Origin of the sequence: Paenibacillus sp. FSL K6-4396 (assembly GCF_038002525.1) — a bacterium.
GTDB classification, from domain to species: Bacteria; Bacillota; Bacilli; order Paenibacillales; family Paenibacillaceae; genus Paenibacillus; species Paenibacillus amylolyticus_B.
Genome location: NZ_JBBOCR010000001.1, coordinates 486,383 through 505,783 on the forward strand (window position 1 = coordinate 486,383; position 19,401 = coordinate 505,783).

At 47.0% G+C, this 19,401-nt stretch carries 19 protein-coding genes; all 19 read left to right on the plus strand.

Annotated features, from left to right (window positions below; genetic code table 11):
- Positions 1-161: 161 nt before the first annotated feature.
- The 19 genes from MHB85_RS02330 (at position 162) to pstA (ending at position 19,392) form a co-directional block, all read left to right on the plus strand.
- Entirely contained in the window at positions 162-713 is a 552-nt protein-coding gene (locus MHB85_RS02330; RefSeq protein ID WP_341072309.1) for a GrpB family protein, read from the plus strand.
- Positions 714-726: 13 nt separating this feature from the next.
- Entirely contained in the window at positions 727-1,125 is a 399-nt protein-coding gene (locus MHB85_RS02335) for a ribosomal maturation YjgA family protein (RefSeq protein WP_341072310.1), read from the plus strand.
- Between the two features lie 28 nt (positions 1,126-1,153).
- Entirely contained in the window at positions 1,154-1,711 is a 558-nt protein-coding gene (locus MHB85_RS02340) for a GNAT family N-acetyltransferase (protein ID WP_341072312.1), read from the plus strand.
- Between the two features lie 51 nt (positions 1,712-1,762).
- Positions 1,763-2,092, plus strand: coding sequence for a DUF952 domain-containing protein (locus MHB85_RS02345; protein WP_091018450.1), 330 nt, complete (start codon positions 1,763-1,765; stop codon positions 2,090-2,092).
- Positions 2,093-2,161: 69 nt separating this feature from the next.
- Complete coding sequence (locus MHB85_RS02350) at positions 2,162-2,752, plus strand: DUF1572 family protein (RefSeq protein WP_091018452.1); 591 nt, start codon at positions 2,162-2,164, stop codon at positions 2,750-2,752.
- Positions 2,749-3,339, plus strand: a complete 591-nt coding sequence (locus MHB85_RS02355) for a histidine phosphatase family protein (RefSeq protein ID WP_105601516.1) — start codon at positions 2,749-2,751, stop codon at positions 3,337-3,339. Before MHB85_RS02350 ends, MHB85_RS02355 begins: the two co-directional genes overlap by 4 nt.
- Positions 3,340-3,342: 3 nt before the next feature.
- A complete protein-coding gene (locus MHB85_RS02360) occupies positions 3,343-4,176 on the plus strand; it encodes a DUF2785 domain-containing protein (RefSeq protein ID WP_091018457.1) in 834 nt (277 codons plus the stop codon).
- Between the two features lie 38 nt (positions 4,177-4,214).
- On the plus strand, positions 4,215-4,931 hold the full coding sequence (pxpB, locus tag MHB85_RS02365) for a 5-oxoprolinase subunit PxpB (protein ID WP_341072313.1): 717 nt from the start codon (positions 4,215-4,217) through the stop codon (positions 4,929-4,931).
- Entirely contained in the window at positions 4,928-5,962 is a 1,035-nt protein-coding gene (locus MHB85_RS02370) for a 5-oxoprolinase subunit C family protein (protein ID WP_341072315.1), read from the plus strand. Before pxpB ends, MHB85_RS02370 begins: the two co-directional genes overlap by 4 nt.
- Complete coding sequence (locus MHB85_RS02375; protein WP_091018463.1) at positions 5,959-6,732, plus strand: LamB/YcsF family protein; 774 nt, start codon at positions 5,959-5,961, stop codon at positions 6,730-6,732. Before MHB85_RS02370 ends, MHB85_RS02375 begins: the two co-directional genes overlap by 4 nt.
- 86 nt (positions 6,733-6,818) lie before the next feature.
- Positions 6,819-7,277, plus strand: coding sequence for an NUDIX domain-containing protein (locus MHB85_RS02380; protein WP_091018465.1), 459 nt, complete (start codon positions 6,819-6,821; stop codon positions 7,275-7,277).
- A gap of 496 nt (positions 7,278-7,773) precedes the next feature.
- On the plus strand, positions 7,774-8,190 hold the full coding sequence (locus MHB85_RS02385; protein WP_074093246.1) for a pyridoxamine 5'-phosphate oxidase family protein: 417 nt from the start codon (positions 7,774-7,776) through the stop codon (positions 8,188-8,190).
- Positions 8,191-8,667: 477 nt separating this feature from the next.
- Positions 8,668-10,941 (plus strand): bifunctional 2',3'-cyclic-nucleotide 2'-phosphodiesterase/3'-nucleotidase, encoded by a 2,274-nt coding sequence (locus tag MHB85_RS02390; protein ID WP_341072318.1) that lies wholly within the window; start codon positions 8,668-8,670, stop codon positions 10,939-10,941.
- A 213-nt stretch (positions 10,942-11,154) separates the two neighbouring features.
- Positions 11,155-12,213 carry an EAL domain-containing protein gene (locus tag MHB85_RS02395; protein ID WP_091018469.1) on the plus strand — a complete coding sequence of 353 codons (1,059 nt, stop codon included), beginning with the start codon at positions 11,155-11,157 and terminating at the stop codon, positions 12,211-12,213.
- A gap of 173 nt (positions 12,214-12,386) precedes the next feature.
- On the plus strand, positions 12,387-14,477 hold the full coding sequence (locus MHB85_RS02400; protein ID WP_091018470.1) for a methyl-accepting chemotaxis protein: 2,091 nt from the start codon (positions 12,387-12,389) through the stop codon (positions 14,475-14,477).
- 189 nt (positions 14,478-14,666) lie between these two features.
- On the plus strand, positions 14,667-15,959 hold the full coding sequence (locus tag MHB85_RS02405) for an arsenic transporter (RefSeq protein WP_091018472.1): 1,293 nt from the start codon (positions 14,667-14,669) through the stop codon (positions 15,957-15,959).
- A gap of 565 nt (positions 15,960-16,524) precedes the next feature.
- A complete protein-coding gene (locus MHB85_RS02410) occupies positions 16,525-17,451 on the plus strand; it encodes a phosphate ABC transporter substrate-binding protein PstS family protein (RefSeq protein ID WP_091018473.1) in 927 nt (308 codons plus the stop codon).
- 115 nt (positions 17,452-17,566) lie between these two features.
- Positions 17,567-18,502 carry a phosphate ABC transporter permease subunit PstC gene (gene pstC / locus MHB85_RS02415; protein WP_017690972.1) on the plus strand — a complete coding sequence of 312 codons (936 nt, stop codon included), beginning with the start codon at positions 17,567-17,569 and terminating at the stop codon, positions 18,500-18,502.
- Between the two features lie 2 nt (positions 18,503-18,504).
- Positions 18,505-19,392, plus strand: coding sequence for a phosphate ABC transporter permease PstA (pstA, locus tag MHB85_RS02420; protein WP_192135674.1), 888 nt, complete (start codon positions 18,505-18,507; stop codon positions 19,390-19,392).
- Positions 19,393-19,401 lie beyond the last annotated feature (9 nt).

The following is a 19,401-nucleotide window of genomic DNA, read 5'->3' on the forward strand; positions in this document are numbered from 1 at the left end:
ACTCTAGTGATCTGGCTTACCTGAAATATCTTTTTCTATCCCTAAGTTCCATACTTACATTTCAACGGAGTACTACGATTAAGCGCATGAAGCAACGCACCTATGAAAAATACAGAGAAGGTTATCATTTAAAATGTCTTGGTGAAGGAGGAGATACCTGAATGAAAGTTCCAATGCAGCCGGAAAATTGGCCTGCCTGGGCGACGGAGTCGGTAGAGATTGCTCCGGCCAACCCCAATTGGGATGCGCAGGCTCAGGATGAAATCCGGCAACTCAAATGTCTTCTAGAGCAGTTTAATATCCATCAATTCGAACATATCGGAAGCACGTCCATTCCAGGGTTACCCGCCAAGCCCATTATTGATCTGATGGCAGAGGTACAGTCATGGGACGACATGGATCTGATTGCGGATCAGCTGAATCCGTTGGGCTGGAACTACGTTCCGCCTGAACTGGATGGACGGGAGTACAGACGATTCTGGGTCAGGGTTAAGGATGGCAAGAGAGCTGTACACCTTCATCTTATGCGCCCGGGAGAAGAACGCTGGGATCGTCAAATTCGGTTTCGGGATGTGCTGAGAAAACGCCCAGATCTGGTGGAAGCTTACGCCGTCCTGAAGACAAAGCTTGCTGATGAGAACAAGGAAGATAGGGAATCGTATACCGCTGCCAAAACGCAATTTATTTTACAAGTGCTTGATGAAGGCGTGTGATTGATTGAAAAGCGTGCTTATCAGAGACAGGCTGATCTATTTCTTCGCAGTCATGATGACCATGGCGGCAGGGCTCGCATCCAGACACTATGGTGAACGATTGCCGGGTTGGGTGCATGAACATTTCGGAGATGCATGTTGGGCGGGCATGATTTATTTCGGAGTACGCATGGTGTGGCCTCATCGCAGCTTGGTATGGGCGATGTGTTTGAGCTGTGTATTCAGCTGGATGATTGAGTTCTCACAGTTGATTCAGACGCCTTGGCTGATTGAAATACGTTCAACCGTATTAGGTGCTCTTATTTTGGGACATGGGTTTCTGGTAATTGATCTGATTCGATATACGGTCGGTATTCTGTGCATGGTTGTGGTAGATCGTTATTTCCTGAGAAATAAGATGGCTGGATCATGAACTCAAGTGAATCATGGAGGTGTGCTGAATGAATGTAGAAAAACTTTTTGCCGAATCGCCCGAATTCGAAACACAGCGGTTAAAGCTGAGGCGGCTTGCGATGGATGATCTTGATGAGTATTATGCATTTGCCTCTGATCCCCAAGTGAGTCAGCAAAGCTTGTGGAACTGCCATGAGACAGTGGAGGATTCAATTCAATATATTCAGCGGGTGCTGGATAATTATGAACGGAAAACGGTACATATCTGGGCTTTTGTTTTAAAGGAAACAGGGACCTTGATCGGGAGGGGTGGCATTTTTCATCTCAACGAACCCATGCAGAGTGCTGAACTAGGGTACGCGATAGCCAGCAGTCAATGGGGCAAAGGTCTCGCAGCAGAAGCGATGCAGCCCATTGTGAATTATTGCTTTCGGGAACTGGACTGCAATCGACTGGAAGGGAAATGTAATGCAGGCAATATAGGCTCTACACGCGTAATGGAGAAGCTGGGTATGTCGTACGAAGGTTTACTACGCAAACAGTTGAAGATCAAAGGTGTATTTACGGATCAAAAATTGTACTCCCGTATCCGGGATGATCTATAATACTTCCAATGACACATAGGGTACATCGCAGAAATTGAAGGAGGCGGAACCATGATCTATAGTATTATTTCCCGTTCGTTGTGGGAGCAAGTGTCAAAGGGGACTGAGTATGCACCAGATAGCCTGGAGACAGACGGATTCATTCATTGTTCCACCAAGGAACAGATCCCATGGGTAGCCGGGCAATATTATTCAGGCCGCACGGATCTGTTATTACTTAGTATTGATGAGAAGGCGTTGAAGCCGGAACTGGTGTATGAGGATCTCTACGAATTGAATGAACTATATCCACATATCTATGGAGAGCTCAATCTGGATGCGGTTCGCAAAGTCATTCCATTTGAACCGAATGCAGACGGCACATTTTCATTTCCTGAATAAAATAACATGTGACGCTTCTGTTTGAACATGATCAGGGGAAAACATACTTTTTCGAAGGGTGGTTAACGGATGGATATGAATCAGGTTTTTCTAGAGACAGCGGAGAAACAATTCCTGTATTACAAGCAGCTCGGGGAAAAAGCCATGGCACAACTGGAGTCCGAGCAATTGTTTCAATCCTGGAATGAAGACGCGAACAGCATTGCGGTAATCGTAAAACATCTATGGGGCAATATGCTGTCCCGTTGGACGGATGTACTGACAACAGATGGTGAGAAACCGTGGCGTGAGCGAGATGCTGAATTTGTGAATGATCTTACATCCCGGGAAGAGTTGCTTGCTAAATGGGAAGAAGGCTGGAATTGTCTACTCGAAGCCATTCGTTCGTTTAACCCGGAACAATTGTCTCATATCATATACATTCGCAATGAAGGACACACCGTCATGGAGGCAATTATCCGGCAATTGGCGCATTATCCGTATCATGTCGGACAGATTGTATTTGCCGCGAAAATGCTTAAAGAAACAGCGTGGGACAGTCTCTCCATTCCGAGAAACGGGTCTTCTCAATATAATGGGGGCAAATTTGCCAAGCCGAAGGCACGCAAACATTTTACAGAAGATGAACTTCATATCGAAAAAGGTGAGGAACAACAATGACTCAAATTGCATTGATTCGCCATGGAAGCACAGCGTGGAATAAGGAAAAACGTTCGCAGGGCCAGACGGATAATCCGCTGGATCAGGATGGCAGGGAACAGGCCGTTTTACTTGCTGCGAGACTGGCCGAAGAATCCTGGGATGCCATCTATGCAAGTGACTTGGAACGTGCAAGTGAGACGGCTCGCATCATTGGTGATCGCTTGGGTATTCAGGAGATTCATCTGGACCCTAGACTTCGCGAGATGGGTGGGGGACAGGTCGAAGGAACGACGGAAGAGGAACGGTTAGCCAAGTGGGGAGCGGATTGGAGTACTCTGGATCTGGGACGTGAACTTGCAGATGCAGGGACTGTTCGAGGCAGTGCGGTGCTTGAAGATATTGTACAGCAGCACCCCGATGGAAGAGTGATTGTTGTCAGTCACGGGGCCGTCCTGCGGAATACACTGCGAGGTCTGGTGCCTGAACTGGATATCAGCGTGAAACTGTCCAACACATCCATTACCCGGATCGCCAAGAATGAGAATGCGTGGCAATGCGAACTGTACAATTGCAGCGTGCATTTGGATTCGTCCAGGGAGTCTTAATAGATGGATGCTCTGACGTTAAAACAAAAATTACAGCATATTCAGTCGTCTAATCATTCCATTGATCACGAGGAACAGCCTTACGCATTGGCACTGCATATGATGAAGCATATTGGTAGTACTGACCCTGTCCTGCGGGATGAATTGATCTATGTTACGTTTGCAACCTGGATTGGACAGGGTGTATTTTCGGAAGATCAGCTAAGGCATGTGTTGCAGTTGGCGCTAGACGATCAGCACCTGTTCTATGGGATTGGAGAGCAGGGAACGGATAGTGTGTTTACGCGGACATTCTCCGTATTGTTACTGCCTCCCATTCTGAATGTGGATCGTCAGCGACCTTTCCTGGACAAAGAGGATATCGCAGGGATTCACCATCGGTTGACTACATATCTGGTATGTGAAAAGGATGTTCGCGGCTACGTCGACGATAAGGGTTGGGCGCATGCCCCGGCACACGCGGCGGACGCAGTTGAAGATCTGGTCCAGTCGCCCTATCTGGAGCAGGCGGATCTGTTGGAACTTCTGCATGCACTCACTGTGAAAATAACCGAATCAAGTGTAGTTTACATCCATGATGAGGATCAGCGAATAGTGCATGCCGTAATGACCATTCTGCGTCGCAATCTGTTGGAACAAAAGGATATTACGGTATGGATCGATACCCTTCATCAAGGAGATCAGGCGGTGAACAGATCACTTCTGGAAACCAGTCATAGGAACCTGAATGTGCGTCTGTTTTTGCAGACACTGTATCTTGCGATACGGACAGAAGAAGACGAGCCGTTTCCGGCGGTTCGTTCACTGGTACTACAGGCACTGGAGAGAGATCAATAACGATACGCTAAACGTGTGGATAAAGGGGGAGATGGCGCATGACCGGATTGACGTATGCATGGACGGAAGAGATTTTATCTCCGCTGGGTGAGACAGCAGTTATCATCCATTGCGGGAATCAATTGTCTGACGCGGTGCAGCGCAGAGTGATGTCTGTATGTGCTTTGCTGGAAAAGAGCACTCTGTCAGCCATGATCGAATGGGTGCCTTCATATACGTCCGTTACAGTATTTTATGATCCGTTCATCTCCCCGTACCCCGAGTTATGCCGCATTCTGCTTCAGCAGTTGAATCAAATGAAGGAATCCGTCCAAGACAAACCCAGAACGGTCACGATTCCCGTATGTTATGGTGGCGAGTGGGGGCCTGATCTGGACTACGTTGCCAGTGAACATGGACTGACCGCAGAGGACGTTATTGCGATTCATACATCCGGGGATTATCTCGTACATATGATAGGATTCGCACCGGGTTTTCCGTATCTCGGCGGGTTGTCTGAACAGATTGCTACGCCCAGACGGGCAACGCCAAGGCTTCGGGTTGAGGCGGGTACAGTAGGTATTGGTGGCAAACAGACGGGAATCTATCCGGTGGATACACCCGGGGGGTGGCAATGTATTGGACGAACGCCACTCCAGTTGTTTCGGCCGGATGAGAACGTACCGAGTTTGCTGGCAGCAGGTGATCGGGTTCGATTTGAACAGATTACGATGCAGGACTATCTGGCGTTGAAGCGGAAGGAGGGCGAACGATGAGTATTGAAGTGATTCGCCCTGGTCTGTTATCTACCGTTCAGGATGAAGGCAGAGCCGGGTATCGCCGATATGGTATTCATCCTGGCGGGGTCATGGACACCTTTGCAGCCAGAGCAGCCAATATGCTTGTGGGCAACTCCCGACATGCGGCAGTGCTGGAGATGACGATGACGGGGCCGGAGCTTCGATTTCAGGAGAGCCAGTTAGTCTCATTATGTGGAGCCGATCTGACGGCAACGGTGGATCATCTGCCTGTACCTTTGTGGCGTCCTGTGCTGGTGCGGGCTGGAAGTGTACTGAAGTTTGGTCAATGTCGTGATGGTTTGCGTGGATATCTGGCGATTGCGGGTGGAATAACTGTGCCTGAAGTGATGGGCAGTCGAAGTACAGACCTTAAGACAGGTCTTGGCGGTGTGGAGGGCCGAGCCTTGCACGTGGGGGATCTGTTATCCAATGGTGAACTTTCTGTCGAAGCGCGAGTATGGATGCAGCGTATGGAGCAGCAGGTAAAGGAGAGTGAGCGGGACCACCGAATATTGGCGCCTGCGTGGCTTTTATCTGAACGTGAAAGACCTGACTATTATGGGCAACCTGTTATTCGTGTGATGGAGAGTAAAGATAGTTCGCTGTTCAGCGAGGCAAGTCTGGGACAATTTTATGCGGAAAAATACGTGATCTCTCCGCAATCCGATCGGATGGGCTATCGCTTGCAAGGCTCCAGACTGGAGCTGAATCAGCCGCTGGATCGGCTGTCTGAAGCTGTTACCTATGGCACGGTGCAGGTGCCACCGGATGGTCAACCCATCATCTTAATGGCAGATCATCAGACGATTGGGGGTTATCCTGTCATTGCACAGGTAGCTCGGGTGGATATGCCAATCCTGGCTCAGGCTAGGCCAGGAACCCAAATTTCTTTTAAAAAGATTACGCATGATCAAGCCGGACAGTTGTATATGGAACAGGAAAACAATATGCAACTCATAGATAAGCTGATACGCAGAAGAATGGCAGAAATGGGGGGAGCTTCATGAATACCTCGAAAACCTTGGATATCAATTGTGATCTGGGCGAAAGTTATGGTATATATCGCACTCTATCCGATGAGGCCATTCTACCCTTGATTACATCAGCCAATATTGCCTGCGGGTTTCATGCAGGAGACCCGGCTACAATGCGGCTGACGGTGGAGAGGGCATTGGAGCATCAGGTTGCGATTGGAGCCCACCCCGGGTTGCCGGATTTGCAAGGGTTTGGCAGAAGACGTATGGACATTACGCCACGGGAAGCATATGACATGGTGGTGTATCAGATCGGTGCATTGGATGCATTTGTGCGTGCAAGTGGAGGGCACATGCATCACGTGAAACCGCATGGAGCTTTATACAATATGGCCGCAGAAGATGCGAAGCTTGCTGAAGCCATTGTGGAGGCGATCTATCAAGTACAGCCTGATCTGTATCTGTATGGTCTGGCGGGCAGTGAGCTGATTCAAGCTGCGGATCGCATTGGTCTGCGCAGTGTAAGTGAAGTATTTGCGGATCGAACCTATGGGTCGGATGGGAAGCTAACCCCTCGTAGCCAAGCTGGAGCCCTCATTGAAGAATCGGGACAAGCCATTGCTCAAGTGCTTCAGATGGTGAAAGACGGCGTGGTTGTATCCACGGATGATACGCTGGTTCCCATTAAGGCAGAGACGGTCTGTATCCACGGTGACGGAGCGAACGCTCTCTCATTTGCTCAAGAGATTCGTCGTGTGTTGGAATCGGAAGGCATTAAGTTATCCCCGCATACCAAGGGATGATACGCCTGTTCAGTAGAACAACAGTGTTATCAGGTTGAATGGATTGAACTTTGGAATTTTGGAATGACAAGGAGTGAATGAACAGAATGAAACCCATACGCAACTCGGCGAAAGCTGTCATTGTGCAGGATGGACGATTGCTGGTCATCCGGCTGGAAGACCAATATGGTACCGCTTATGTGTTCCCAGGTGGAGGACAGGAGAAAGGTGAAGAACTCAAGGATGCGGTCGCCCGCGAATGTCTGGAGGAGATTGGTCAGGCTGTGAACGTGGGAGAGCTGTTACATATCCGGGAGTATATCGGTAAAAATCATGAATTCGCCGAGTGGGATGCAGACATCCACCAGGTTGAATTTTATTTTGCATGCAGCCTGATAGATCCGGAGGCAACCGTTTTTGAAGGCTCCAATCCAGACGACCACCAAGTCGCCGTGGAATGGATTGCGCTGGAAGAGCTGTCTCAGGTTCGTTTATATCCAAAAACTATAGGTGAGCTGCTGCTTAAATCGGATTCTTCATCAATATATCTTGGAGATTTAAATTAGATCACCCATGAAGAAATTTTGCGCTAACCCCTTTATGTAAACACTTTTATAAAGCGATTTGCCGATTTTGTCACGTTTGCGTGCAGGTTCAAGGGATTCACCATAGGTGAGGTGGGTACACTATAAGTACAGGCTTGTTACACAAGCATTTGCATTAAGCTGTCTATAGTAATACGAGAATAATGAGCTGTCATTAAACACGAAGAGGTAGTAACAACTACACTACTCTTTGTACTTTTTATTATCCGCCCTTAATTGGGAGAACAGTAGACGTAGTGGAGGGGACGGAATCGATTCTGAGGAAGCGAAGCGTTCGCCTAAAAGCTTTCTGAAAGAAAGCTACATCGGAAGCATATGCTATCACCGGATTTTCCCTTTGAGAAAAGGGAATCCAAAAAATCCGGGGATAACAGCGATCCAAAGAACGATCCGAACCCGGAACGGCCGTCTACAAGAGTTCTCCTAATAATCCCCCAAACCGAAAGGAGCACTTCCCATGAACCAGACTGAATTGGAACAAAACATTGTAAAAGCATTGGAAAACAACCCTTTTTGCAGCTTCTCCACTGTGGAGAATGGTAAACCAAAATCCCGCTATATGGCGCTTTTCAACGATGGACTGAACATTCATCTGGCAACGAACCGCCGTACACACAAAGTAGAGGAACTGGAGAATAATCCGAATGTTAGCCTACTACTTGGTTATGAGGCTGGTGGTTCCAAGGAAGTCGTTGAGATCGAAGGAACCTGTGAAGTGACCAAGAACGAAGGCTTGCGTGAGCAAGTGTGGAACGACGAACTGAAGGCGTGGTTCGATGGACCTAATGATCCAAACTATGTCATTCTGGACATCACCCCGACTCGTATTGAATATACAGGGAAAGATCATGAACATCATGTGTGGGAACAATAATCCAAATATGAACATAACCTCTGCAAAGTAGCGTCCTTATGCGAAAATATGCGCAGAGTTTAATCCAACCGTGAAAGCCATGAAGGTTTCACGGTTTTTGGTATGGATGAATAAAGCTGAATTGGTTATACATGTAAGACACATGTAATATACGTATTTTAAAGATAATAAGTACGATATACCTACTAAAATGTTGAAAAAAATGTCGAAATCACGCATGATAATGTAAACTTTCCTAGGTATGTGCGGTTAATGTAAAAAATAATGCTTTTCAATGGCTGAACATTGCGTTATGATTTGGAATGTAAACGACAAGCACAGACATAAATAGATGTTCATGTGAGATAAACTTACCTGAAATTCCGATGCATGTCATCAGAGCGTCAGTACGCACAACCCATGAAATCTATCTTTTTTCTGCGCTCTTCGTTTGCCCATTAATGCATGATTCAATGTACATAACCGGGAGGGGTTATTTTGAAAACGAGTAAAAAAGTATTATCAAGCCTGACTGCCGCTTTGGTTGCATTAAACGTGCTTGCGGTGTTTCCGGTACCTGTATCGGCTGCGGATGCTGCCAAAGTTAAACTGCGGATCATGGAGACAACAGACATTCATGACAATCTGATTAACTACGACTATTATTCCGACAAAGAGACAGACCAGTATGGGCTTGCCAAAACAGCTACACTGATCAAAAAAGCGCGTGATGAAGCCAAGAACAGCTTGCTGTTCGACAATGGTGATCTGATTCAGGGTAACCCGCTGGGAGACTATGTTGCGAAGATTGATCCACTGAAAAAGGGTGAGACTCACCCTGTATATAAAGCGATGAATCTGCTCGATTATGATGCAGGTAACATCGGTAACCATGAGTTCAACTATGGTCTGGACTTCCTGGACATGACGCTGGAGGGAGCGAACTTCCCTTACATTAATGCCAATGTTTATGTAGACGATGGTGATGATGATGAGACAAATGACAAGAATTACTTCACACCGTATGAGATTTTGGATAAAAAAGTAACGGATGAGACTGGTAAAGAACATACGATCAAAGTGGGTGTGATCGGATTTGTGCCGCCACAAATCATGCAGTGGGACAGCGCTAACCTTGAAGGCAAAGTCATCGCCAAGGATATTATCGCTACCGCGAAGAAATTCATTCCAAAAATGAAGGCTGAAGGTGCCGACATTATTGTAGCCATTCCTCACTCCGGATTTGAGGATATCCCTCAAACGGATCTGATGGAGAACTCCGTACTGTACCTGAGTCAGGTAGAAGGCATTAATGCCATTCTGTTTGGACATGCTCACAAAGTATTCCCAAGTGCTGATTTTGCCGGCAAAAAAGGGGTAGACCTTGAGAAAGGCACAATCAATGGCGTTCCTGCTGTTGAGCCAGGGTTCTGGGGTGATCACCTGGGGATTATTGATCTGGATCTGGAGCTGGTTGATGGCAAATGGAAAGTGGTGGATTCCAAAACGGAAGCACGCCCAATCTATGACACTGCGAACAAAAAGCCACTGGTAGATGCGGATAAAGACATCATTGATGCGGTTCATGAAGAGCATGAAGGTACATTGGAGTATGTTCGTGGTCCAGTTGGCGAAACGACAGCACCGATCAACAGCTTCTTCGCTCTGGTTCAGGATGATCCATCCATTCAGATCGTAACGAATGCACAGAAATGGTATGTCGAAAAACATATGCAAGGTACGGAGTATGAGAAAATTCCTGTATTGTCCGCAGGTGCACCATTCAAAGCCGGTGGACGTTCAGGCGCTTCGTATTACACGAATATTCCTAAAGGCACCATTGCGATCAAAAACGTTGCTGACCTGTACGTGTATCCAAATACGGTACATGCTGTAATGGTTAACGGCGCAGAACTGAAAGAATGGCTGGAATGGTCTGCAGGCCAGTTCAACCAGATTGACCCGGTCAAAGGTGGACAACAACAACTGATCAACAACGACTTCCCAACGTATAACTTCGATGTTATCGATGGTGTAACGTATCAGATCGATGTGACACAACCAGCCAAGTATGACGGCAAAGCAACCGTTGTAAATGCATCGGCAAGCCGGATCAAGGATCTGAGTTTTAACGGTAAACCGATTGACCCAGCGCAAAAATTCATCGTAGCGACGAATAACTACCGTGCTTCTTCATCCAAGCTGGCTAACCCGGACGGTAAACGTATCGTTCTGGCTGCACCGGATGAGAACCGTCAAGTGATCATCGATTACATCCGTGAAAATAAAACGATTAATCCGGCAGCGGACGGCAACTGGTCCCTGGCACCAATCAAACCATCTGCTGGTGTAACTGCAGCAGCACTTAACGACCTTGAAGTGGTATTCGCATCTTCCCCGGATGCCAAAAATCTGGTAGAAGCGAACCCGGCGATGTCTTTCATTGGTACAAATGATGATGGTTTTGCTGAATACGGCATGAAATTGACTGGAGAAGCAACAACAACTCCGAAACCAGGTTCGGAGCCTGCTCCTACGCCTACAAAGCCAACTAAACCTACGGAGCCGACTACTCCAACCAAACCAACGACCAAGCCACAGCCTGAGAAACCAGCGGGCGGCAAAGTGGTATATGTGGTGAAAAAAGGGGACAACCTGTACCGCATCGGTATGAAATATGGTGTGGACTGGCGCAAGCTGGCAACAGCTAACAAAATCTCGAATGTTCATAACCTGAAAGTTGGACAGAAAATCGTGATTCCCGCTTCTTAAAGTGTAATAAGCTGAGGAGGAGACCGACAGTCATCAGACTGTCGGTCTTTTTTCTGCAAATTTGAATATATTTGTTCCAAGAACCGTCATACAGGAAGTCATCAAAACAGTAGAGATTAATTTTAAGACCCATGATATAATATTTACAAACTTTGGGTATATACAAGTGAACATTAATGGACATGGAATCTAAATTGGCAAGGGGGGTCCTACATGAATTGCAGTGGCTGCAGTCCAATCTATGCTATAGAGGGCCAAGGTACCTTGTACTTGCGTCCCATTTCCCCCGCTTTGCTGGAAGCGCTACAAACGCCGGGAAGACTTATTGAGACGTCGGATGACATGATGTGGATGGATTTTTCGAATCTTGAGACGGTTCAGAGCTTAATAGAAGAGATCGGCGAAATTGATCCGACATTACGTGATTCCCTAACCGTTCAGATTCTGCCTATTTACGAACAGGCTAATGAAGAAAGCTGGATTAGTCTAACCATGCAGGAGTCCCGTTTCAAACATGCGGAGCTTGTTTCCATTATTCTGGAGCATCAATTCAGCAGTCATATGCAACCCATCGTTGATGCATCGGAGCAGATTATCGGATATGAGTTTTTGCTTCGTCCTGCTGAGAATGGAAAATCCTTCAGTTCCTATGAATTATTTGAAGTTGCGCGTGAGACCGGACTACATTCTTTTCTGGATCGATTGGCGCGTATTACTGCTATTGAGACCAGTGCCCTTTTTCTGCCGCATGGTGTCAAACGCTTCGTAAATTTCCTGCCTTCCTCCATATACAATCCTGAATATTGTCTGACACATACGTTTGAAGCGATTGAACGCCTTTCGCTGGACCCTAAAGATTTTGTGTTTGAAGTCGTGGAAACAGAGCAGATTCAGCATATGCCCATTTTACAGCAAATATTTGAGGTATATCGTTCCCGTGGAATGTCGGTTGCACTGGATGATGTGGGTGCCGGATATTCGACAATAGAGTTGATGAATCGGTTAGAACCGGATTTTGTCAAAATAGATCGAAGTCTTATTGACCGTTGTGATCAGGATTCGACCAAACAACAGCAAATTCTTCACATTGTTGAGATGTCGAGTCGATTTGGAGGGCAAGTTCTTGCCGAGGGGATCGAACGGATGGAAGAGTTTGAATTCTGTCGTTCCATAGGTATTGAGCTTGCACAGGGCTACTATTTTGGTAAACCCTCGGCACAACCCCCAGGCGGTCCGTACTCTAATACTTCATCTAATTCATGGAATAATTAGTAACCTGTATCTTGTACAAGTCGCTTCTGATCAGAGGTGGCTTGTTTGGCGTGCCTGCACATTTTTCACTCAAATAAAAACCCTCATTTAGCCGATATATAAGATAAGCCTTTTAGATTGATCCATACATACAAAGAAAGAGGGCATTTTTACATTTTGAGGGGGAGAAAGACATGAGTGAAACTCAGGATAATAAACCAATGAAAGCAGCGAAACCTGCCAAACCAAAACATAATCAAAATAAAAAGAAGAAGAAAAAGAAAGGTTTCGTCTGGAATATAAGGAACAAACTATTGGTCTCCTTCCTGGCCGTTCTGCTCCTGCCAAGCTTGGCGATCGGCTTGATCACACTAAGGATGGCTGAAGATGGCGTACAAGGACAATTAGTGGATAGTGCCAAGCAAAGTGTGAGCACTGCCAATACCATTGTAGAAAGCCAAGTGAATTATAAGATCCATGATATTAACTATTTCGGGGATGCCCTTGATCCGGGCTTGGTCAAAGGGGAGAACGATAGTCCAGAGCTTCAGTTGAAGCTGGAGCAATATCTGGGCTTGCATCCCGATGCCATGAACATTTTTGTAGGAACAACGGAAGGAGTCATGGTTCGGGGTAAAGCAACAGCAAGCAGTACGCGGGGAGATGCATATGATCCTAGGGAGCGGGAGTGGTACAAACTAGCGATGGAAAAGCCGGGTACAGCCGTTGTATCCGCTGTGTCTGTTAATACCGATGGCGTTGCCGTTGTATTTATCTCCAAAACATTAAAGGACCAATCCGGTGTTGTCGGTTTGTCTCTGGATCTAACAGACCTGCAAGAGCAAGCATCCATTAAGGTGGGTAAAGAAGGCTACGTCATTATTTTGGATGCAAACAAAAATTATGTCGTATCGCCTGTAGCAGATGCAGGTACACAGGAAGCTAGTGGTTTGCTGGATGAAATGTATGAGGGTAAAGAAGGTCAATTCGATTATGTATTCAATGAGCAACCGAAAACGATGATCTTTGCTACCAATGAAGCAACGGGCTGGAAAATTGCCGGAACGATGTCTAAAAGTGAAATAACCAATGCGAGCAAGGACATTCGCATGATTACATTTGTAGTGATCCTGGCGGCCACGTTCCTTACGCTCATCTTCATAATCTGGTTTACACGCTCCATGCTGCGTCCAATCAAACGACTTCAGGAATCGGCCAGAGCGGTAAGTAAAGGCGACTTGACCGTGAAAATGGAAACTGGGCGTAAAGATGAAGTCGGGGAACTGGCAAAATATTTTGAACGTATGGTCGATAACCTGCGAATGATGATTCTTGGTGTACAAGAAACGACAGAGCAGGTATCTGCTTCTTCTCAAGAGTTGTCTGCCAGTGCAGAACAAACCACCAAAGCGATTGAACATTCAACACAGGCCATTCAGGAACTGGCTGAAGGTGCAGAGCAGCAGGTAAACAGCGTGAAAGATGGATCGGGACAGATGAGCCGAATGGCAGAAGATGTTCGCATGATGTCCGAGCGTGTGCAATCGATTACGGCGAATATGCGGAATACGTCCGGAGCGGCTTCTTCTGGGAATGAGGCAGCAGGACAGGCTGTGGAGCAGATGAACAGTATCCAGGAAACGGTGGAGCAGCTGGGAACGGTGGTTCAATCTCTGAATGCCCGTTCCGTTGAAATTGGTAGCATGGTTGATGTCATTGCATCCATCTCGAAACAAACGAACTTGCTCGCATTAAATGCTTCTATTGAAGCGGCAAGAGCGGGGGATGCGGGTCGTGGGTTTGCAGTTGTAGCCGGTGAGGTACGCAAACTGGCAGAAGAATCCGGAAGTTCGGCAGCGCAGATTGGTGAGGTGGTTCATAATATCCGTCAGGACATGGATGCCGCTCTAATCGCCATGAATGCGGCTCAGACTCGGGTAGGAGAAGGAATTCAGGCTGTGAATACGTCAGGACAATCCTTTGCTCAGATTCGGGAGGCGGTGGAAGATGCTGTTCATACATTGGATGACTTGTCCGCAACAACGAAACAACTGGAGAGTGGTGCATCCCACGTTGCCAAGGCGATGAGTGATATTTCGAATGTGACCCAGGAATCGGCTGCGAATACAGAATCCGTGTCTGCATCTTCGCAAGAACAACTGGCATCGGTAGAAGAGATCGCATCATCCTCGGCACATTTGAACAGTATGGCGGAACAATTGCAGGGATTGCTTGGCATGTTCAAGATGGTGGAGGATACGCCGAAGGATAAGGGCAAAGAATAAATTCCAGCATTTTAGCAACATAATTTACCACAACTTTTATATGATAGAAGAAAATAAAGATAGACAATGTTCCTGTAGCCCTGTATAAATATATCGTCTGGTTATTCTGCGCGTATAGCGGTGTAATCTTACAAAACAAGATCGAATTAACGAAATAATATATGGATACAGGGTACAGCAGGAGGCTCTATGGTATACGTAGCAATACTGATTTTTGTAGTAACAATCACCTTGGTAATCTGGCAACCTCGTGGATTGGGGATCGGTTGGACTGCATCGGGTGGGGCATTGGTTGCCTTGCTATGCGGGGTCGTCAGCTTGAACGATGCCTCGGATGTAGCATCCATTGTATGGAATGCAACGCTGGCCTTTGTTGGCATTATTATGATTTCTCTCATTCTCGACGAGACGGGTTTCTTTGAATGGGCTGCCCTTCATATGGCAAGGCTGGCTGGAGGAGACGGTCGCAGACTGTTCTTCTACTCCATTCTGCTGGGAGCCGCAGTATCTGCCCTGTTCGCCAATGATGGTGCCGCGCTCATCCTGACGCCAATTGTACTGGCGATGGTGCGGGCATTAAAGTTTGATGAGCGTATGGTACTGGCTTTTGTAATGGCGAGTGGATTTATCGCGGATACTACATCGTTGCCGCTGGTCGTCAGCAATTTAGTTAACATTGTGTCTGCCGATTTCTTTGGCATTACATTTGTAGAGTATGCGGTACGCATGGCCGTGCCGAATCTGATCTCGATTGTAGCGAGTACGGGGATGTTATTCTTGTTTTATCGCAAAAGCATACCCCAGCGCTACGACATCTCTCTGGCACGCGATCCGAAGGAAGCAATACGTGATCCACGGATGTTCCGAATTGCCTGGTTCATGCTTGGGCTGTTATTGGTGGCTTACGCATCCAGTGAGTTTCTGCCGATTCCCGTGTCGGTGATCGTGGGCTCCGTTGCGCTGCTGTTCGCTTTACTGGCACGCAAGAGCGAGGCTGTTGATCTGAAACGGGTCATTAAGGAAGCGCCATGGTCAATTGTGGTGTTCTCCGTGGGCATGTATATCGTCGTATATGGACTGCGGAATGCAGGGTTAACGGATCATCTGAGCCGCTGGCTGGATGCCATAGCAGAGCATGGTCTGCTGGCTGCTTCGCTCGGAATGGGCATCATAGCGGCCGTATTGTCATCGGTCATGAACAACCTGCCTACCGTATTGATTAACCTGCTAGCCATCCAGGGCGCGCATACCGAAGGTATCATTCAGGAAGCATTGATCTATGCCAATGTCATTGGTTCCGACCTGGGCCCCAAAATGACTCCGATTGGATCACTTGCCACATTGCTGTGGCTGCACGTGTTATCCCGCAAAGGTGTGAAGATTACATGGGGGTATTATTTCAAGGTAGGCATCATCCTGACGATTCCAACATTATTAATTACCCTAGCTGGATTGGCATTGTGGTTATGGATTCTAGGTTAGTTTAATTAGATTTTACATTAAGTATCAATAAGATAATTCTATTGTAATGTAAAAGGCTGCTCTCACAGCTGGTGCTACGCACTGGCAGCGAGGCAGTTTTTTTCTGCTTTTGTACCTTCTATAGAAGAAACAGATTTTCTTTCTCTATTAAAGAATCAACAAAGTATTTACACAAGGCCAGCCTTTTATAGGGCTGGCCTTCTTTGCCTACTTCCCAGGCAGGAGATGGAAATGCCTGAGATCCAACGAGCGCTGACACAGCGAAGGGAACGGAACGATTGTGGAAAATCGAAGCGTTCGCCTTTATCCCCGGATGTATTCCTTGGAAAAAGTAAATCATATAAATCCGGGGATAACAGCGATTGAAACAACGTCCGTTACCGAAGCGCCCACTTCAGCGCAATTTGTCTCAAATGATTTTCAATATACAGCCGATATTTTTAACATTGCGTTTACAAAACACTGATTTTAAGATGACATACCGAAACTACAATGAGTAAAGAGTTGATGGTGAACAAACAAATTCACAAAACGCCATCACTACATTGGGGGAGGAAAACAAAACATGTTTAAAAAGTTGCCGTTTATTTTGATGACCTTAACGTTCGTACTGGTGCTCGCTGCATGCGGATCGAAAAATGACGCGGGTACAGAGGGTGCTGCAAGCAATGGATCAGGGGAAGCTGCTGCTGAGCTTAGCGGTAACATTCTGGCAGTCGGATCGACAGCATTGTTACCTCTGGTAGAACAAGCTGGACAGAAATTTATGGCAGTTGATGAATATAAGAACGTAACGGTTCAAGTTCAAGGTGGCGGTAGTGGTACTGGTTTGACACAAGTATCTGACGGACAAGCTACAATCGGTAACTCTGATGTATTCGCAGAAGAGAAACTGGAGGACGAAGCCAAAGTAAAAGAACTGGTTGACCATCAAGTAGCCGTAGTAGCTATGGCTCCAGTTAGTAACAAAGATGCAGGTGTAGCAGATTTGACGAAACAACAACTAGTCGACATTTTCTCCGGTAAAGTAACGAACTGGAAAGACGTTGGTGGCGCGGATAAAGCAATCGTTATTGTAAACCGTCCAAGTAGTTCCGGTACTCGTGCAACGTTCGAGAAGTATGCATTGGGTGCAAAAATGGGTGATATCCAAGGTTCGATTCAAGAAGATTCTTCTGGTAACGTAAAAAAATTGGTAGCTGAAACGCCAGGTGCTATTGGTTACCTTGCCCTGTCTTACTTGGATGACAGCTTGCAAGTGTTGAAATACGAAGGTGTAGAAGCAACAGTTGAGAACGTAGAAGCAGGAACTTATCCGGTGTGGGCTTACGAGCACATGTACACCAAAGGTGAGCCGGATGCAGCAACAAAAGCGTTCCTGGACTACATCCTGAGTGACGAAATTCAACAAAACGACGTGACAGAACTTGGATACATTCCAATGTCAGGCATGAAAGTAAAACGCGATGCAGCAGGTAATGTGGTTCAATAATCTTTGAACTTGCGCATACAGCGAAAGAGGCGGACTCAGGTCCCGCCTCTTTACGCGGTTTGCTCTGAAATAATCCCATATTTTGCATTAATTCTACTATAGAAGGATGGTTGTTATGGAACAGACCGAAGGGGGAACGGTAATGAATAACAAGTTGAAGCCGCGCCGGCCCTTAAAAGAAAAACATTATTGGGAAGAGTGGACGGGACGGATCTATACGTCGATTTGTGTCGTTTTCCTGATCGTTGTCATGTTTTCCATTGTTTATTTTGTAGCGTCCAAGGGACTGTCCACATTTTTCCAAAATGGAATAAGCATAAGTGAATTCCTTGGTGGAAAGACGTGGAATCCAACTGGAGAACCTGCGTTCTACGGGGCATTGCCGTTCATTACAGGTTCTTTCATTACAACCTTGCTTGCAGCATTGATCGCTAGTCCACTGGGCCTGTGTGCAGCACTCTTCATGACAGAGATTGTACCGGGTAAAGGGAAAAAGATATTGCAACCGGCGATTGAGCTTTTGTCTGGAATTCCGTCTGTTGTGTACGGATTTATCGGTCTGAGTGTCATCGTACCTTTGCTGCGCAGTATCTTTGGTGGAACAGGCGTCGGGATTGCAGCCGGATGTCTTGTTCTCGCGGTAATGATTCTTCCTACGGTAACAAGTATTATGGCAGATGCGTTGTCCGCGTTGCCAAAAGGATTGCGTGAATCCTCTTACGCACTGGGTGCCACTCGCTGGCAAACCATCTACCGTGTCATCATTCCAACGACTTTGCCAGCTTTGTTGACAGGTGTCGTTTTGGGTATGGCCCGTGCTTTTGGTGAGGCCCTTGCTGTGCAGATGGTTATCGGTAATGCACCGCATGTTCCAACATCCTTGCTCGAATCGGCTTCAACATTAACAAGTGTAATTACACTCAGCATGGGTAACACCACGATGGGTTCTGTTCATAACAATGCACTGTGGAGTATGGCGCTTGTCCTGCTGGTGATGACATTTGTCTTCGTCATTCTGGTTCGCCTGCTTGAAAGGAGGAACCGGGTATGAAAATGAAGGCAAAGACGGTAGATAAAATTGCAACATCCGTTATCGTTGTATTGGCCCTGTTCATTGTTATTATATTGCTCGGTCTGCTTGGCTTCATCATGTATAGAGGCATTGGACATATTAGCTGGAACTTCCTGACGAGCGCACCCCAGTTGCTTAAAGGTGGCGGCGGGATTGGTCCACAGCTCTTTAACTCCATATTCTTGCTTCTCCTGACATTGATTGTGACCATCCCACTCGGATGGGGCGGCGGAATTTACATGGCGGAATACGCCAAACCAGGCAAGATTACCAGCTTCATTCGTCTGGTCGTTGAAGTGTTGTCCTCATTCCCATCCATCGTTATCGGTTTGTTTGGTCTCTTGTTGCTAGTCAATCAATTTGGTCTTGGTTTCTCCCTGATCTCAGGTGCCTTGGCTCTGGCGATCTTTAACTTGCCACTGATGGTGCGGACAACGGAGCAGGCCTTCCGGGCCGTTCCGAAGGAACAGAAGGAAGCAGGTCTGGCGCTTGGGCTGTCCAAGTGGAAAATCATTACTTCCATTCTGTTGCCTGTAGCATTACCGAGCTTGATTACGGGTACGATCCTGGCATCGGGCCGGATCTTCGGTGAGGCAGCCGCATTGATGTTCACCGCAGGTATGAGTAGTCCACCACTGGACTTTACGGATTGGAATCCGACAAGTCCAAGATCACCACTTAATCCTTTCCGTCCGGCAGAGACACTTGCTGTCCATATCTGGAAAGTGAATAGTGAAGGTATTGGGCCAGATTCCAAAGAAGTGGCAGCAGGGGCATCTGCCGTGCTTGTCATTCTCGTGCTGGCGTTCAATCTAAGTGCACGCTGGATCGGTCGGGTTGTATTCCGCCGCATGACAGCTTCGAAATAAGGAGGAACC

What these genes read in the sequence shown, in the direction of transcription:
- MHB85_RS02410 (WP_091018473.1), top strand. Translation starts at nt 16,525, where the DNA reads ATGTTTAAAAAGTTGCCGTTTATTTTGATGACCTTAACGTTCGTACTG.
- pstC (WP_017690972.1), top strand. Translation starts at nt 17,567, where the DNA reads ATGGAACAGACCGAAGGGGGAACGGTAATGAATAACAAGTTGAAGCCG.
- MHB85_RS02385 (WP_074093246.1), top strand. Translation starts at nt 7,774, where the DNA reads ATGAACCAGACTGAATTGGAACAAAACATTGTAAAAGCATTGGAAAAC.
- MHB85_RS02360 (WP_091018457.1), top strand. Translation starts at nt 3,343, where the DNA reads ATGGATGCTCTGACGTTAAAACAAAAATTACAGCATATTCAGTCGTCT.
- MHB85_RS02355 (WP_105601516.1), top strand. Translation starts at nt 2,749, where the DNA reads ATGACTCAAATTGCATTGATTCGCCATGGAAGCACAGCGTGGAATAAG.
- MHB85_RS02330 (WP_341072309.1), top strand. Translation starts at nt 162, where the DNA reads ATGAAAGTTCCAATGCAGCCGGAAAATTGGCCTGCCTGGGCGACGGAG.
- pxpB (WP_341072313.1), top strand. Translation starts at nt 4,215, where the DNA reads ATGACCGGATTGACGTATGCATGGACGGAAGAGATTTTATCTCCGCTG.
- MHB85_RS02395 (WP_091018469.1), top strand. Translation starts at nt 11,155, where the DNA reads ATGAATTGCAGTGGCTGCAGTCCAATCTATGCTATAGAGGGCCAAGGT.
- pstA (WP_192135674.1), top strand. Translation starts at nt 18,505, where the DNA reads ATGAAGGCAAAGACGGTAGATAAAATTGCAACATCCGTTATCGTTGTA.
- MHB85_RS02400 (WP_091018470.1), top strand. Translation starts at nt 12,387, where the DNA reads ATGAGTGAAACTCAGGATAATAAACCAATGAAAGCAGCGAAACCTGCC.
- MHB85_RS02345 (WP_091018450.1), top strand. Translation starts at nt 1,763, where the DNA reads ATGATCTATAGTATTATTTCCCGTTCGTTGTGGGAGCAAGTGTCAAAG.
- MHB85_RS02405 (WP_091018472.1), top strand. Translation starts at nt 14,667, where the DNA reads ATGGTATACGTAGCAATACTGATTTTTGTAGTAACAATCACCTTGGTA.
- MHB85_RS02370 (WP_341072315.1), top strand. Translation starts at nt 4,928, where the DNA reads ATGAGTATTGAAGTGATTCGCCCTGGTCTGTTATCTACCGTTCAGGAT.
- MHB85_RS02350 (WP_091018452.1), top strand. Translation starts at nt 2,162, where the DNA reads ATGGATATGAATCAGGTTTTTCTAGAGACAGCGGAGAAACAATTCCTG.
- MHB85_RS02380 (WP_091018465.1), top strand. Translation starts at nt 6,819, where the DNA reads ATGAAACCCATACGCAACTCGGCGAAAGCTGTCATTGTGCAGGATGGA.
- MHB85_RS02375 (WP_091018463.1), top strand. Translation starts at nt 5,959, where the DNA reads ATGAATACCTCGAAAACCTTGGATATCAATTGTGATCTGGGCGAAAGT.
- MHB85_RS02340 (WP_341072312.1), top strand. Translation starts at nt 1,154, where the DNA reads ATGAATGTAGAAAAACTTTTTGCCGAATCGCCCGAATTCGAAACACAG.